At 70.3% G+C, this 15,841-nt stretch carries 14 protein-coding genes; 12 read left to right on the top strand and 2 right to left on the bottom strand.

Annotated elements, in window-relative coordinates:
* The first annotated feature begins 154 nt into the window (after positions 1-154).
* The 9 genes from FY549_RS02945 to FY549_RS02905 all read left to right on the top strand — a co-directional run bounded on the left by FY549_RS02945 (position 155) and on the right by FY549_RS02905 (position 6,845).
* Positions 155-568: a hypothetical protein gene (locus FY549_RS02945; RefSeq protein ID WP_149083758.1), complete on the top strand. Its 414-nt coding sequence runs from the start codon at positions 155-157 to the stop codon at positions 566-568.
* A 1-nt stretch (position 569) separates the two neighbouring features.
* Positions 570-977, top strand: a complete 408-nt coding sequence (locus FY549_RS02940) for a phage holin family protein (RefSeq protein WP_071329218.1) — start codon at positions 570-572, stop codon at positions 975-977.
* Positions 964-1,236: a hypothetical protein gene (locus FY549_RS02935; protein WP_149083757.1), complete on the top strand. Its 273-nt coding sequence runs from the start codon at positions 964-966 to the stop codon at positions 1,234-1,236. Before FY549_RS02940 ends, FY549_RS02935 begins: the two co-directional genes overlap by 14 nt.
* Positions 1,237-1,312: 76 nt before the next feature.
* Complete coding sequence (gene hemQ, locus FY549_RS02930) at positions 1,313-1,993, top strand: hydrogen peroxide-dependent heme synthase (protein WP_149083756.1); 681 nt, start codon at positions 1,313-1,315, stop codon at positions 1,991-1,993.
* Between the two features lie 5 nt (positions 1,994-1,998).
* Positions 1,999-3,000, top strand: a complete 1,002-nt coding sequence (hemC, locus tag FY549_RS02925) for a hydroxymethylbilane synthase (RefSeq protein WP_149083755.1) — start codon at positions 1,999-2,001, stop codon at positions 2,998-3,000.
* Positions 2,997-3,794 carry a uroporphyrinogen-III synthase gene (locus tag FY549_RS02920; protein ID WP_149083754.1) on the top strand — a complete coding sequence of 266 codons (798 nt, stop codon included), beginning with the start codon at positions 2,997-2,999 and terminating at the stop codon, positions 3,792-3,794. Before hemC ends, FY549_RS02920 begins: the two co-directional genes overlap by 4 nt.
* Entirely contained in the window at positions 3,791-4,768 is a 978-nt protein-coding gene (gene hemB, locus FY549_RS02915; RefSeq protein WP_149083753.1) for a porphobilinogen synthase, read from the top strand. The genes FY549_RS02920 and hemB overlap by 4 nt, the downstream gene beginning before the upstream one ends.
* A 108-nt stretch (positions 4,769-4,876) precedes the next feature.
* The gene (locus FY549_RS02910) at positions 4,877-6,199 is read left to right on the top strand and encodes a glutamate-1-semialdehyde 2,1-aminomutase (protein ID WP_149083752.1); all 1,323 of its coding nucleotides are present in this window, start codon (positions 4,877-4,879) and stop codon (positions 6,197-6,199) included.
* A gap of 196 nt (positions 6,200-6,395) precedes the next feature.
* On the top strand, positions 6,396-6,845 hold the full coding sequence (locus FY549_RS02905; protein WP_149083751.1) for a hypothetical protein: 450 nt from the start codon (positions 6,396-6,398) through the stop codon (positions 6,843-6,845).
* Between the two features lie 52 nt (positions 6,846-6,897).
* Here the strand turns inward: FY549_RS02905 and FY549_RS16610 are convergent, their stop codons facing one another.
* Positions 6,898-8,739 (bottom strand): ATP-binding cassette domain-containing protein, encoded by a 1,842-nt coding sequence (locus tag FY549_RS16610; protein ID WP_200838628.1) that lies wholly within the window; start codon positions 8,737-8,739, stop codon positions 6,898-6,900.
* A gap of 110 nt (positions 8,740-8,849) precedes the next feature.
* Between FY549_RS16610 and FY549_RS02895 the strand changes: the two genes are divergently transcribed.
* From FY549_RS02895 to FY549_RS02885, 3 genes are all read left to right on the top strand, one after another.
* Complete coding sequence (locus FY549_RS02895) at positions 8,850-9,911, top strand: enoyl-CoA hydratase/isomerase family protein (protein WP_149083750.1); 1,062 nt, start codon at positions 8,850-8,852, stop codon at positions 9,909-9,911.
* Positions 9,912-10,126: 215 nt separating this feature from the next.
* The gene (locus tag FY549_RS02890) at positions 10,127-11,854 is read left to right on the top strand and encodes an ABC transporter ATP-binding protein (RefSeq protein ID WP_149083749.1); all 1,728 of its coding nucleotides are present in this window, start codon (positions 10,127-10,129) and stop codon (positions 11,852-11,854) included.
* Positions 11,851-14,181 (top strand): ABC transporter ATP-binding protein, encoded by a 2,331-nt coding sequence (locus tag FY549_RS02885; protein WP_259614151.1) that lies wholly within the window; start codon positions 11,851-11,853, stop codon positions 14,179-14,181. The genes FY549_RS02890 and FY549_RS02885 overlap by 4 nt, the downstream gene beginning before the upstream one ends.
* Positions 14,182-14,238: 57 nt before the next feature.
* On the opposite strand, the gene FY549_RS02880 is transcribed toward FY549_RS02885, so the two are convergent.
* Positions 14,239-15,768 carry a D-alanyl-D-alanine carboxypeptidase family protein gene (locus tag FY549_RS02880; RefSeq protein WP_149083748.1) on the bottom strand — a complete coding sequence of 510 codons (1,530 nt, stop codon included), beginning with the start codon at positions 15,766-15,768 and terminating at the stop codon, positions 14,239-14,241.
* Positions 15,769-15,841: the final 73 nt, after the last annotated feature.

Here is a 15,841-nt window from a genome sequence, read left to right as displayed (position 1 = left end):
CGGCGAGTGCGCTGGGAGGCTCCGTGTCAACCCTCTCATCGATTGATGCCGAAATCGGCATACGGCGATACGCTGGGTACCTGATCGCGGCGGAGACGCGACGATCGGCGTCCCACGCGGACGGACCACGGCCGGAACAACGTGAGGAGACCCCATGAAGGGGAAGATCGGACTCGTCGTCGGACTCGGCGTCGGCTATGTGCTCGGCACCCGCGCAGGACGCGAGCGTTACGAGCAGATCAAGACGCAGTGGCTGAAGGTCTGGAACACGGACCCGGTGCAGGAGCAGGTGGGCAAGGTCAAGGACTTCGTCGGCGACAAGGCCGCCGCGGTCCCCGGTGCGGTCTGGACCGGCGCCGTCAAGATCGTCAAGTCGGTCAAGGGCGACGGGACCCCCGGGCAGAAGCTCGACGCGGTCATCGCCTCCGGCAAGGACGCGGCGGAAGAGATCTCGGACGCCGCGGAGGACGCGGTCGACGAGGTGAAGGAGCGCGCGGCCGCGGCGCAGAAGCCGGGGGCGGCGAAGACCGCCGCACCGAAGCCGACGGCGCAGAAGTCCGGGGACTGAGATGCCCCGCGGATACCGGGACCGCGCCGACGACAGCCTGCTCACCCTGCTCGGCGATCTGCCCGAGTTGGTGACCAACCTCGTCAAGGCCGAGATCGACGCGGCCAAGGCGTGGGTCTCCCGTACGGCGAAGGACGCCGGAGTCGGCTCGGTCTGGTTCCTCGTCGCGCTGTTCTTCCTGTTCTGGGCCGTGCCGGTGATCCTCGTGTTCGCGATCGCCGGACTGTCGTCGTGGTGGCCGGTGTGGCTGTCTGCGCTGGCGGTGTTCGGCATCCTCATCGTCGCCGTGCTGCTGTTCGCCCTGCTCGGCATCCTGAAGTTCCGCAAGGTGCTCCGGCGCCAGAATCCGGCACAGGCCGTGGCCGAGGACATCCGAATCGTGAAGGAGGCCGGCGATGAGCACCCCTGAGTCGCTGCCGCGCACCGCGGTCCCCGCGGGCATCGTCGACCCCGTCGCTTCGGCGCGGGCGGAGCTGAAAGCGGCGCTCGCCGCCATCGAGGTCAAGGGGAACATCCCGCGACGCGTGGAGAAGGCGTCGGCGCGCGCCGCCGTGAAGGCGCGCGCGTTCGCGGACCGCAACCCCGTGGCCGCGATCGCCGCGACCATCGGAATCGCGGCCGCCGTGGGCGGCACCGTGTGGGCCATCGCCCGCGCGATCGCCCGCTGATCCGCCACCGCGCCGCCCTCGGGCGGGGGCAGTATTCCCCTGATTAGCGGCTCCTCCGCAAAGGGGGCAGACTGGGATCATGTCCGACCTGCGCGAAGAGAACCCGTCCGGTTACACCCTCTGGGCCGTCTGGCGACGCAATCCCGACGTCCCTGTCACCGAGAACGACGCGACCGAGCTCGAGTCGATCGTCTCGCACATCGAGGATTCGGGCGTCACCGTCCGTGGCTTCTACGACGTCTCGGGACTCAAGGCAGACGCCGACCTCATGGTGTGGCTGCACGGCGACACCGCCGAGGAACTGCAGAAGGCGCTCCGCCGGCTGCGCCGTACCGAGATGCTGCGCTCGCTCCTCCCCGTATGGAACGCCATGGGCGTCCACCGCGACGCGGAGTTCAACCGTGCGCACGTCCCCGGCTTCCTCCGCGGCGTCGAGCCGAAGGACTGGCTGGTGCTCTATCCGTTCGTCCGCACGCCGGAGTGGTACCTCGCCCCGGAGGGCGAGCGCCGCGCGATGCTCGCCGACCACGGCCGCAAGGGTGCCGCCTTCACGGGCGTCATCGCGAACACCGTCGCCGCCTTCGCGCTGGGCGACTACGAGTGGCTGCTGCCGATGGAGGCAGATGAGCTCACCGATCTCGTCGACATGATGCGCGATCTCCGCTACACCGACGCCCGCATGTTCGTGAAGGAGGAGGTGCCTTTCTACACCGGGCGCCGCCTGCGGTTCGACGAGATCGCGGACGTGCTGCAGTAGACGCCATGAGCACCCCCATCCGTCTCGGCACCCGCCGCAGCGCCCTCGCCCAGGCGCAGTCCGGCCACGTCGCCGCCGCTCTCGAGAAGGTCACCGGTCGTCGCGTCGAGCTCGTGCCCATCACGAGCGAGGGCGACACCAACCGCGCTTCCCTGTCCGAGATCGGCGGACTCGGCATCTTCGCCACCCGGCTCCGCGAGGCGCTCCTCGCCGGCGAGTGCGACTTTCTCGTGCACTCCCTCAAGGATCTGCCGACCGCGGTCCCCGACTCGCTCGTGATCGCCGCCACTCCCCGACGCGAGGACGCACGCGACGTCGTGCTCACCCGGCACGGTGTCCCGTTGCACGAGCTGCCGGCGGGGGCTTCCGTGGGCACCGGTTCCCCGCGGCGCATCGCCCAGGTCCATCGGCGGGCACCCCGCGCACACGTCGTGGACATCCGCGGCAACGTCGACTCCCGCCTCGCGCGGGTCGCGTCCGGACAGCTGGACGCCGTGATCCTCGCCGCCGCCGGGCTGTCGCGCCTCGGCACGGATTCTCCCCTGCACCGGGAGGAACTCGGTCTCGCGGAGTGGCCGACCGCTCCGGGCCAGGGCTCGCTCGCGGTCGAGACCCGTGCGGATGCGCCGCAGGAACTGCGGACGGCACTGTCGGCGTTGGATCACGCGGAGACGCGGCTGGCCATCACCGTCGAGCGGGCCATCTTGGAGGGGTTGGACGCCGGTTGTCAAGCCCCCATGGCGGCGCACGCCGTCGTCCAGGGCTCCGAGATCCGCGTCAGGACGGTGGTGTACGCCCCGGACGGCACTCGACGAATCGGTCTCGACGTCACGGAAGCCCTGAACGGGGAGTATATTCATCGGAACGGCAGTGGCAATGGTGCGGATGCTGCCGATGGTGCAGACCCGATGCACGCAGCGCGTGAGCTCGGGCTCGCTGTTGCCCGTCGGCTGCTCGATCAAGGGGCGGCTGATCTCGTCCCTCAAGAGCAATCCGAATTGTCATGACCACTTCCGAAAGCAAGCAGGACCGACCGCTGGACGGCTGGCGCATCCTCGTGCCCCGCGGCGGCCCCTGGGGTGACAGCGTCGCCGCGAGCCTCCGTGCTCTCGGCGCGGTGCCGGTGGTCGCCCCGCTGATCAACTTCGCCCCGACGACCGATCAGGCGACGCTCGACCGCGCTCTGGAGCAGCTGGCGGCCGGCGAGTTCGACTGGCTGACCGTCACGAGCGCCACGACGGTCGACGTGCTGTTCGCCCATCGCGCGGTCGTGCCGAAGACCACGAAGATCGCGGCGGTCGGCGAGACCACCGCCGCGGCGCTGCAGGCCGTGGGCTACGAGGTCGCTCTCGTTCCGGCGCAGGACAACTCCGCGCAGGGCATGGCGCAGCAGCTCATCGCCCTGGAGCACGAGCCCCGCCGCATCCTGGCGCTGCGCAGCGAGATCGCCAAGCCCGTCCTCAGCATCCTGCTGTCCGAGGCGGGACACGATGTCCACGGCGTGGTCGCCTACCGCACGGTCGGCGTGCCGGTGACGGAGCGCATCCGCCGCGACGTCGAGAACGGACGCATCAACGCCATCCTCATCACCAGCGGCTCGGTCGCCGAGCAGGTCAGGGAGCAGTTCCCGGAGATCCCGGATGAGACGCTGCTCGCGGCCATCGGCCCACGCACAGCCAAGGACGCCGAGCGCGCCGGGCTCCCGGTGTCGGTGGTCGCGGATCGGCAGACGATCGATGCGCTGATCGACGCCGTCTCGCAGTTCACCCTTCCGCACGCGGCCGACGAGTTCGCACCGTGAGCTTCCCCGACATCCGCCTGCGCCGGCTGCGCCGATCCCGTGCCGTCCGCGACCTCGTGCGCGAGACATCCCTCGAGCCGCGTCAGCTCGTCCTTCCGCTCTTCGTCCGCGAGGGTCTGAGCGAGCCGGTCGCCATCGGATCGATGCCCGGGGTCGCCCAGCACTCGATCGACTCGCTGCGTGGTGCGGCGGTGGAGGCCGCGGAGGCCGGGGTCGGCGGGGTCATGCTGTTCGGCGTTCCGGCGGTTCGCGACGCCCGCGGCTCCGGTGCCGACGATCCCCGCGGCATCCTCAACGTGGCCACCGAGGCGCTGGCCGCCGAGGTCGGCGATGCGCTCGTCGTCCAGACCGACCTGTGCCTGGATGAGTTCACCGACCACGGCCATTGCGGTGTGCTCGCCGCCGACGGCTCGGTCGACAATGACGCGACCCTCGAGCGGTACGCGTCGATGGCGCTGGGCCAGGCGCGTGCCGGGTCGCAGCTGCTCGGGCTGTCCGGGATGATGGACGGTCAGGTCGCGGTGATCCGACAGGCACTCGACGCCGAAGGCTTCACCGACACCCTGATCCTGGCGTACGCCGCGAAGTACGCGAGCGCGTTCTACGGACCGTTCCGCGAGGCCGTGGACTCACAACTCCAGGGCGACCGCCGCACCTATCAGCTCGACCCCGGCAATCGTCGCGAAGGCGTGCGGGAAGCGCTGGTCGACGAGGACGAGGGTGCGGACATCGTGATGGTGAAGCCGGCGATGGCCTTCCTCGACGTGCTCCGCGAGGTGCGCGATGCGGTGACCGTCCCCGTGTGGGCGTACCAGGTGTCCGGCGAGTACGCGATGATCGAAGCCGCCGCCGCGAACGGGTGGATCGATCGGCGTGCCGCCGTTCTGGAGTCGCTGCTCTCCATCCGGCGGGCGGGGGCCGATGCGGTGCTGACGTACTGGGCCACCGAAGCGGCCCGCTGGCTGCGCGGCTGATCCGCGCGCGGCCGGCCTGCATACCGGTGCCCGGCATTTCCGGGGCGAACCGCGGGTTAGCCTGGAAGGGATGCCCGGGAGAGTTCCGTGCAGCTCGGAGGAGCCTCGATGACCGACCGTAATGACGACCTGTTCTCTGCCGCCCGTGCGGTGATCCCCGGTGGGGTGAACTCCCCGGTGCGCGCCTACGGATCGGTCGGCGGGACGCCGCGGTTCCTGGCTTCGGCCCGCGGAGCGACCGTGACCGACGCCGCCGGCCGCGAGTATGTCGACCTGGTGGCGTCGTGGGGCCCCGCCCTCCTCGGGCACGCGCAGCCCGAGGTCGTCGCGGCGGTGCAGGAGGCCGCCACCCGCGGCCTGTCCTTCGGCGCCCCGACCGAGGGCGAGGTCGAACTCGCGGCTCTCATCGCCGACCGCGTCCGCGTGGGGGAGGTTCGTCCCGTCGAGCGCGTCCGTCTGGTGTCGACCGGCACCGAGGCCACCATGACGGCCATCCGTCTCGCCCGGGGTGCGACCGGCCGTGATCTGCTCGTGAAGTTCGCCGGTCACTACCACGGCCATTCCGACGGTCTGCTCGCCGAGGCCGGCTCGGGGGTCGCCACCCTCGCGCTGCCCGGCTCGGCCGGCGTGCCCGCACCGATCGCGGCCCAGACCCTCGTGATCCGTTACAACGACCCGGAGGCTCTCGCCGCGGTGTTCGCCGAGCACGGCCCGCGCATCGCCGCCGTGATCGTTGAGGCCTCGGCGGCGAACATGGGGGTCGTCCCGCCGCTGCCCGGCTTCAACCGACTCATCGCGGAGACCGCTCACGCCCACGGCGCCCTCATGATCCTCGACGAGGTGCTCACGGGGTTCCGGGTGCATCCGGCCGGTTTCTGGGGACTGCAGGCGGAGGCCGGCGAGGACTACGTGCCCGACATCCTCACGTTCGGCAAGGTCGTCGGCGGCGGTATGCCGCTCGCGGCGCTCGGAGGCCGCGCTGAGGTCATGGATCTCCTTGCGCCGCTCGGACCGGTCTATCAGGCGGGCACACTCTCCGGGAACCCGCTCTCCGTCGCCGCGGGCCTCGCCACGCTCCGTCTCGCGACGCCGGAGGTCTACGCCACGGTCGACGCCGCTGCCGCCCGAGTGGCGTCGGCGCTCGACACCGCGCTGTCCGAGGCCGGGGTCGTTCACGCTCTCGCGTCCGCCGGCAACCTCTTCAGTGCGTCGTTCCGGGCGAGCGCCCCCCGCGACTACGCGGAGGCCCAGGCGCAGGAGTCGTTCCGCTACGCGGCCTTCTTCCACACGATGCGCGAGCACGGCGTCGCGCTGCCGCCGAGCGTGTTCGAGGCCTGGTTCCTCACGGCCGCGCACGGCGAGGAGGAGCTGCAGCGCATCGAGGCCGCCCTGCCGCACGCGGCGGCGGCCGCCGCGCAGGCAGCCGCCTGACCGGAGCGCGTAGCGCCGCACGACTTCCTGTCTCAGGATCAGGCGACCGCGCGGGTTCAGGCGCGGGGGTACGTGAGTGCCTGACGGCGCGCGGGTGCCTGAACAGGCGCGCGGTGTCGGGAGCCGCCCGGCGATCGTTGCGTTCCTGTGAGCAACTTCCAGCCAACCGGGAGGGCAGCGCTGGCAGACTGGGGACATGGTGACGTTGCTGCTGGACCAGACGCAACTCGAAGTCGTGCTCTCGCCCATCGAGCGGGCCGCCACCTTCCACCGCGAGAACGTCCGCATCGTCCGCGAGACGATCACCAAGGTGCAACTCACCGACGACGCCTGGACCTGGCTGCGCGGCGTTCCGAACCCGGGTACGCACATCCCCGGGGTGCTGGCGGCAGGGAGCTGGAAGGCGGCGGGCAGCCTCGACTTCGTGCTGATCCGCCGCCGTCGCCCGAGCGTGGTCGTCGACCTCGAGGGCGACCCCCAGTACAACCGGCTGATCCTCACGACGCGCCACGGCCTCGCGCTGACGCAGGCCCTCCGCCTCCCCGTCTCGGACGAGCCCGCGACGGTCGAGGAGATCGTCGCCACGGCGCCGACTCCCGTCTCGAAGGGCAGCCGCCGTCCCGTCATCCGGCCACGCCCGGCCTGACCGTTCCGGCGGGGACGCCCCGCGCATCCGGCAGGGCGTCCGTCCGGGCGGCTCAGTCGTGCTGCGTGTCCTCGCGGTGCTCGTGCGGCTCGTCGGCGGACTGCTCATCGTCCGTCTTCCGCTCCGCCACATCCTCGGCGGAGGCCGCGTCGATGGGGTCGGACGACCCGTCCGTGCCGGGGGACGCATCACTCCCGAGGGGAACGGTGTCGATGACGCCGGTCGAGGCGACGCTCCAGGCGGCGCTCTCCTCGGCCGGAGTCTGCGACTCGGCGGAGGAGAGCGGGTAGTCGCGGGGCTCGTCCTCGTAGTAGGCGCGCGCCGCGGCGGCGAGCATGGAGCTCACGGCCGCTGATCGCGGGTCCTCGTCGTCCGCCGTCCGGTCGGTCGTCTCCGCCGGCTCCGCGACCGGCCCGGCCGTGTCCTCGCCGGGCGCATCGATCTCGGAGAAGAACTCCACGCCGGCCGGCTCGGTGTCTTCGCCGTCGGCCGAGTCCGTTGCGGCCGCAGCGTCGCCGTCGTCGATGGCCGACTGCTCGGGGGAGGCGCTCGCCTCCGGGGCCGGCGCGTCGGCGGACGACGCCGCGAACAGAGCGGCGAAGGACCGTCGCGGGGACTCGGTCGCGGGCATGGACGCGCCCGAGAGGATGTCGTCGAACGACTGCGCAGCGTCCGTGTCGGGATCGCCCTGAGCGTCGGCCTCCACGCTCGCAGACCCCTGGGCATCCGGCGATGCCGGCGCGACGGTGTCGTCGATCACGGGCACGACCCGCGTCGCGTCGTCTTCTGTCGCCGAGTCGTCCGCCGCCGTCTCCGCATCGCTCCGCGCCTCCCCGGCCGCCGCGTCGCCCGCGGTCTCTGCGCTCAGGTCGTCGGCGAGGGCCGCCGCACCGCCGGCTGCGAGAACGGAGACGGCAGCGCCGGCGGCCGCGTCGTCCGTCGTCGTGTCGGTCTCGGTCGAGACGCCCTCGGCCTCCTCGAGTGCGGGGGCCGTGTCGAACCGGCCGCCGCGCATCAGATCGATGAAGACGTCCTCCAGCGTCGGGCCTCGCTGCACGAGGGTGCTCAGGGCGATTCCGGCGTCCGCTGCGACGGCGCCCACCTTGCTCGCATCCGTCCCGCGGACGGTCAGACCGGAACGGAGCACCTCGATATCGAACCCGGCGGCGACGAGGGCCGTCGTGAGTCCCGGCCGGTCGACGGAGTCGACCACCACCGAGCCGCCGGACGGATCGGCCAGGGTCTCGATGCCGCTTGACAGTACGAGGCGTCCCTTGGAGAGCACGAGGACGTGGTCGGCGACCTGCTCGATCTCGCTGAGCACGTGCGACGACACCAGCACGGTGCGGCCTTCGTCGGCGAGACGACGCATCAGCAGGCGCATCCAGCGGATGCCTTCGGGGTCGAGACCGTTCGCCGGCTCGTCGAACACCAGGGCCCCCGGGTCACCGAGAAGAGCGTGGGCGACGCTGAGCCGCTGGCGCATGCCGAGCGAGAATCCGCCGATACGCGAGTCCGCCTGCCCTTCCAGGCCGACCAGGGAGATCACTTCGTCGACCCGCGCCAGACGGATGCCGTTGGCCTTGGCGGCGATGGTGAGCTGCCGGCTCGCGGTGCGGCGCGGGCGGTAGGCCGTCTCCTCCAACACCGAGCCGATCGTGCGCAGCGGCTGACGCAGTTCGGGATAGGCGACCCCGCCGATGGTGGCGGTGCCGGACGTGGCGCGCACCTGACCGAGCAGGATGCGCAGGGTCGTCGTCTTGCCCGCGCCGTTGGGTCCGAGGAAAGCGGTGACCGCACCGGGCTCGACGCGTGCGGAGAAGTCCGAGACGGCCGTCACCTCGTTGAAGCGCTTCGTCACATTCGTGAACTCGAGCACCTGTCCTTCGGGCATCCGGGACCTCTCGTTGCGGTGAACAGTTCCCCCTATCCTGCCGGAAAACCGCCCCAGAACCCGCATTTCGTGCGGAATCGGGCCTCGCGCGACGGGGTAGCCTGGCACCCGTGACCGATACCCCCGCCGCGTCCCGTGTCCTCATCCGCACCGAAGGAGCGCTCGGGCGGCTCACGCTCAACCGTCCGGAGGCGATCAACGCCCTCGACGAGGACATGATCGCGGAGATCACGCAGGCGCTCACCGCCTGGCGTGACGACTCCGACGTGCAGATCGTCCTGATCGACGGCGAAGGGGAACGCGGTCTGTGCGCGGGAGGAGACGTCCGCCGCCTGCACGCCCAGATCACGTCCGGCCACCCGGAGCAGTCCGCTGAGTTCTTCCGTGCGGAGTACGCGATGAACGCCATGATCGCGGAGCATCCGAAGCCTGTCGTCGCGCTCGCCGACGGCATCACCATGGGTGGCGGCATCGGTCTCGCCGGGCATGCCGCGATCCGCGTCGTCACCGAGCGCTCGAAACTCGCCATGCCGGAAACCCGGATCGGCTTCACCCCCGACGTCGGCGGTACCTGGCTGCTGGGGCGGGCGCCGGGACGGCTCGGCGAGTACTTCGGCCTCACGGGTGCGACGATGAACGGCGCGGACGCGGTCTACACCGGCTTCGCCGACCACTTCGTCCCGTCCGATCGCCTCGATGCACTGCGGGAGGCCCTGGCGTACCGCGCCGATCCGACGAGTCCCAGCGAGATCGTGCTGCTGTTCGACGAGACGCCGGAACCGTCGGCCCTCCCCGTCGCGCGGGCCTGGATCGACGAGGCGTTCGCGGCCCCGACCGTGCCCGAGATCCTGGAGCGGCTGCGCGGTGTCGGTACCGACGAAGCGGCTGCCGTCGCCGAGCTCCTCGACGGGCTGGCACCGACCGGCCTCGTCGTCACACTCGACGCGGTACGGGAGGCTCGCGGGATGGCTGGCCTGCGCGCCGCGCTCGAGGGCGAGTACCGCCGGGTGATGTGGTTCGTGAACGAGCATCCCGATCTCGTGGAGGGGATCCGTGCACAGCTCGTCGACAAGGACCGCAATCCGAAGTGGCAGCCCGCCTCTCTCGCCGAGCTCGAGGCGGATGCGGGGGCGCCGGCCCGCGTGTACGTGCCGCGGCCGGCACTGTTCTGACGGGGGCGCTCAGCTCTCCCCGGGCACGGAGCGCGTTCTTCGCCCGCGTGCAGAAAACCGCCGGTCGTGAGGTGAGTGGTTCGCTGTGAGCGAAGGTCCTCCCGGAGGGGGATCCGAATGTCGCCGCTTCGTGGCACCCTGTCGTATGGCCGGTCCTCGGTCGGCATCCGTCTGCCGGGAGACCCGCCGCCTCCTCCTTCCTAGAAAGTCCGCCTGTGCTGGGAAAACTCCTCCTCCGATATCTGTCTCGCTACAAGTGGCTCCTCGTCGCCGTGCTGGTCTTCCAGTTCGCCAGCGCGGCAGCCACCCTCTACCTGCCCCGCCTGAACGCCGACATCATCGACAAGGGCGTCGCGCAGGGCGACACCGCCTACATCTGGCGCACCGGCCTGTTCATGCTGGCCGTGTCGCTCGGCCAGATCGTCGCCTCGGTCATCGCGACCTTCTTCGCCGCCCGCGCCGCGATGGGTGCAGGGCGCGACATCCGTGCCGACGTGTTCGGCAAGGTCAGCGGCTTCTCCGAGCGCGAGGTCTCGCAATTCGGTGCGGGATCCCTCATCACCCGCAACACCAACGACGTGCAGCAGGTGCAGATGCTTGCGATGATGGGCGCGACGATGCTCGTCACCGCACCGCTGCTCGCGATCGGCGGCATCATCTTCGCCGTGCAGACCAATGCCGGGCTGAGCTGGCTGATCGCCGTCTCCGTACCGGTGCTCCTCCTCCTCGCGGCGCTCGTGATCGGTCGCATGGTGCCGCTGTTCCGCAGCTACCAGGGGAAACTCGACGCCGTGAACCGCGTGATGCGCGAGCAGCTCACGGGCGTGCGCGTGGTCCGCGCCTTCGTCCGCGAGCGCATCGAAGAGGAGCGGTTCCGTGGCGCGAACACGGACATCATGGTCGTCGGCCGTAAGGTCGGCTCCCTGTTCGTGCTGCTCTTCCCGCTCTTCATGCTCATCCTCAACGTGACCGTGGTGGCCGTCATCTGGTTCGGCGGCATCGAGGTCAACAACGGCACCGTGCAGGTGGGCACGCTCTTCGCCTTCATGCAGTACATCGGTCAGATCATGGGCGGCGTCATCATGGCGAGCTTCATGGCGATGATGATCCCGCGCGCCGCGGTCTCGGCCGAGCGCATCGGCGAGGTGCTGAACACGGAGTCGACGATGACCCGCCCGGCGGACGGCGTCACCGTCTTCCCGACGCCCGGCGCGGTCGCGTTCGATGACGTGGCGTTCACCTATCCCGGCGCCGACGCCCCCGTCCTCACCGGCATCAGCTTCGCCGCGGAACCGGGCGAGACCGTCGCGATCGTCGGCTCCACCGGGTCGGGCAAAACCACTCTCGTCTCGCTCATCCCTCGTCTGTTCGACGTGTCAGGCGGCTCGGTGCACGTCGGCGGCACGGACGTGCGCGAGGCCGATGTCGAGGCGCTGTGGGACAGCATCGGACTCGTGCCGCAGCGTCCGTTCCTCTTCACCGGTACCGTCGCGTCCAACCTGCGCTACGGCCGTGAGGATGCCACTGATGAGGAGCTCTGGCACGCGCTGGAGATCGCCCAGGGCCGCGACTTCGTGGAGGAGATGCCGGACGGACTCGACTCCCGCATCGCGCAGGGCGGCACCAACGTGTCGGGTGGTCAACGACAGCGCCTCGCCATCGCGAGGGCCATCGTGCATCGGCCGCAGGTGCTCGTGTTCGACGACTCCTTCTCGGCGCTCGACCTCACGACGGACGCGCGTCTGCGTCAGGCGCTCTGGCGGGAACTCCCGCACGTGACGAAGATCGTGGTCGCGCAGCGCGTCTCCACGATCACCGATGCCGACCGCATCGTGGTGCTCGAGGGCGGCACGATGGTGGGTGTCGGCACGCACGAGGAACTGTTGGAGACCAGCGCCACCTACCGAGAGATCGTCGAGTCGCAGCTGGGGGTGGACGCATGAGCGAGCAGAACCCTTCGACAAGCTCAGGGAACCAGGGCTCAGAGAACCAGGGCGCAAGCGCCCCGGGGCTGGGGGCCCAGGGGCCGAAGAGCCCGCGGCGACACGGACGGGGCACGGCCGCCGCTCCCACGGTCGAGCGCGAGCTCACCGCGGAAGAGCAGTACGAGGCGGAGCTCGCCGAGCAGGCTCGGCAGAACTCCGGCGACTGGGACAGCGTCGCACCGGGCAAGGCCGACAACTTCGGCAAGAGTTTCGCCCGCATGATCGGGCTGCTCAAGCCGTCCGCGGTCTGGTTCGTCTTCGTGTCGATCCTGGGGGCCATCGGTGTCGTGCTGACCGTGGCCGCACCGAAGGTGCTCGCCGAGGCGACGAACATCGTCTACCGCGGCTTCATCTCGATCCAGCTGGGTCAGCCCAACGGCGACTTCCCCGGCTTCCCGGCGGGAACGCCGCAGGATGTCGTCGTCGACGCGCTGCGCGACGCCGGGCAGACCGACTTCGCCAACCAGGTCGGAGCTCTCGGCGACTTCCGGGTCGGCGACGGCATCGACTTCGACGCCCTGCGCTGGGTGATCGCCGCGGTCCTCGCGATCTATGTGCTGGCCGCGTTCCTGAGTTGGCTGCAGGGCTACGTCATCAACGTCATCATGGTCCGCACGATGTGGCGCCTCCGTGAGGCCGTCGAGGCGAAGATCAACCGGCTGCCGCTGTCCTACTTCGACAAGGTGCAGCGCGGCGAGCTGATCTCTCGCGTGACGAACGACATCGACAACATCACGCAGACCATGCAGCAGTCGCTGTCGGGTGCCCTGACCGCCGTGCTGACGGTGATCGGCGTGCTGGTCATGATGTTCTCGATCTCCTGGCAGCTCGCCCTCGTCGCTCTCATCGCGCTGCCGCTCATGGCCGTCATCTTCGGCGTCATCGGGCCGCGCTCGCAGAAGGCCTTCGGAACGCAGTGGCGCAAGGTCGGCCGCCTCAACGCACGCGTCGAGGAGGCGTTCTCGGGCCACGCGCTCGTGAAGGTGTTCGGACGCGAGCAGGACGCCTTGGAGAAGTTCAAGGCCGAGAACGAGGAGCTGTTCCAGGCGAGCTTCAAGGCGCAGTTCCTCTCCGGCATCATCATGCCCGCGATGACCTTCGTCGGCAGCCTCACCTACGTGGGCATCGCGGTGCTCGGCGGCCTCATGGTCGCGAATGGGCAGCTGCGACTCGGCGACGTGCAGGCGTTCATCCAGTACTCGCAGCAGTTCACGCAGCCGCTCTCCGAGCTGGGCGGCATGGCCGCGGTCGTGCAGTCCGGTACGGCGTCGGCAGAGCGGGTGTTCGACCTGCTCGACGCCGACGAGCAGGAAGCCGACGACGCGCATGCCCCCGCGCTCCGCGAGGGAGAGGGTGTGATCGAGTTCGAGAACGTCTCCTTCTCGTACTCGCCGGAGCGTCCGCTCATCACGGATCTGTCGTTCCGGGTGGAGCCGGGGCAGACGGTGGCGATCGTCGGCCCCACGGGCGCCGGCAAGACGACGCTCGTCAACCTCATCATGCGGTTCTACGAGCTCAGCGGCGGACGGATCACGCTCGACGGTCAGGACATCTCGACCATCACGCGGGACGAGCTGCGGTCCCGGACCGGCATGGTGCTGCAGGACCCCTGGCTGTTCGCGGGGAGCATCCGCGAGAACATCCGCTACGGCCGCTCGACCGCGACGGACGAGGAGGTGTTGGCCGCGGCGAAGGCGACCTACGTCGACCGCTTCGTGCACGCGCTTCCCGAGGGGTACGACACCGTGCTCGACGAGGACGCCTCGAACGTGTCGGCCGGCGAGCGCCAGCTCATCACCATCGCGCGGGCCTTCGTCGCGCAGCCGTCGATCCTCATCCTGGACGAGGCGACGTCGGCGGTCGACACCCGCACCGAGCTGCTCCTGCAACACGCGATGGCCGCCCTGCGGCAAGGGCGGACCTCGTTCGTCATCGCACACCGGTTGTCGACCATCCGCGACGCCGACCTCATCCTCGTGATGGAGCACGGCGACATCGTCGAGAAGGGCACGCACGACGAGCTCATCGCGGCCCAGGGCGCGTACTGGCGGCTGTACCAGTCGCAGTTCGAGCAGGCGGCGACCGACCTCGACGCGGAAGCCGCTCTGACCGGATCGTCGCCGGTGGTCGTGACCGGCGACGCGGACGGGGAGGCCAGCGCCCAGCAGCAGGCGGCCGATGCGGTCGCCGGAGCCGCCGTCGGAGCGCAGGTCCCGGCGGCGGAGACAGCAGCCGCCAAGGCGCTCCTCGACGACGGTGCGGACGGCTCCACGTCCCGCGCCTGACCACGTCATCGACGACGCCCCGCTCCGGATCCGGAGCGGGGCGTCGTGCGTCAGGGCTCAGTCGTCGTCGGCAATGCCGAGAAGCTCGAGTGGATGGGTCAACCGCCACCAAGGACTCGGGCCGTCGAGGTCCTCTTCGAGAACGAGCGCGGTCTCCGTGGTGTCGACAGGGCCGGCCGTGGTGAGCGTACCGACAGTCGCCTTCGCTTCGCGCTCCTCGCCGAGATCGAACGTCGCGGTCGCGGTCGCGCTCGCGCCGTTCCATAGGACGACATCCGCGTCCTCGCCCGCGACGACGTCGACGCTCTCACCCCACAGGGTGTCGACGCTCCCGACGACCGTGCCCGCAGGGACGGCCGGGCCCTGAGCCTGCAGGGCTGCCTCGGTCTGCGCGAACAGGGCGCGGGTGAGGGCGAGACGCGCCTCGTCGTCCTCCTGGTTCAGTGCGGCGGCGTAGAGGCGAACCGTCGAGTCGCCGATGGTGACGTCTTTCGCGGTCAGCAGGTTCCATCCGACGAGAGTGCCCGTCTTGATGCCTACGACACCGGGGTCGGCGAGCATCCCGTTCGTGTTCTCGACGACGCCGGCTCCGGGCAGCTCGACAGACGGGGTGCCCACGATCTCCGCGAACACCGGGTTGCGCATCGCCAGGTCGCCCAGTGCGATCAGCGCCTCCGGCGTGGCGACGTTGCGCTCGTCGAACCCGGACGGCGTGACCACGGTGATCCCGGAGAGCCCTCGCTCGCCGAGCCAGACCTTCGCGGCGTCGGCGAACTCCCGGTTCGAGCCCCAGATCTCCGACGCCAGTCGATCGATGTAGTTGTTTGCCGACCCGAGCAGCGTGCCCTGGAGGAGCTGATACTCCGTCAGCACGCCGCCCACGGGCACATCGAGCGCGGACTGATTGGCGATCCGATAGTCCCAGTAGCGGACGCTGTCGGCGTACGTGAAGGAGAACTCCGGGCCCTGCTCGCCCGGGGCGAGTGGCAGCCGGTCCAGAACCATGAGGCTGCTGACGACCTTCGTGATGCTCGCGATGCTCACCGGCGCCGTGGTGGACGCGGCGGTGGTCATGCCGGCGATCCCCACGGCACCGTCACCGACCGCGGGCCAGGCGAGGGCCGCGGTGGGCGCGGCGACGGGAGTGAACTCGACCGCCTGCACAGTCGGCGCGACCTCGTGCAGGGGCCAGAGCAGCGTGGTGCCCGCGTAGGAGGCGACGAGTCCGACCAGCACCCCGAGGGGGACGAGCAGCCCAGGGCCGGCGATGGCGGGACGCAGCGTGGCGTCTTGCAGCAGCCCGGTCGCCTGCTCACGCTCGGGTGAGGCGTCGAAAGCGGGAACCGATGACCCCGCGGCGACGCTCGCCGGATCGACCCATGTCAGCGCAGTCGCTGGCGCTGAAGCATCGGCCCAGGTGACCGGCCCCGTGGGGGAGGGTTCGGCCGCAGAGGAACCGTCGGCCACGGCGGCATGCCTCTCCGGCACATCGCCGGCGGACACCGAAGAACCCGGAGCGGAGTCCTCTGGCCGCGCGTCGACGTCGATGCCGCCGGACGCCTCTTCAGGGGGATCGGAAGCGGTCACTCGCTTACGGTACCGAATCCGGCCCGGAATGCGCCGTGCACGGCTCGGGACGCGCGGTCGGATGGCGGTAGGA

This window comes from Microbacterium sp. 1S1 (assembly GCF_008271365.1).
Classification (GTDB): domain Bacteria; phylum Actinomycetota; class Actinomycetes; order Actinomycetales; family Microbacteriaceae; genus Microbacterium.
The sequence above is the reverse complement of the archived record's forward strand: the minus strand, read 5'-3'. Positions and strand labels throughout refer to the sequence as shown.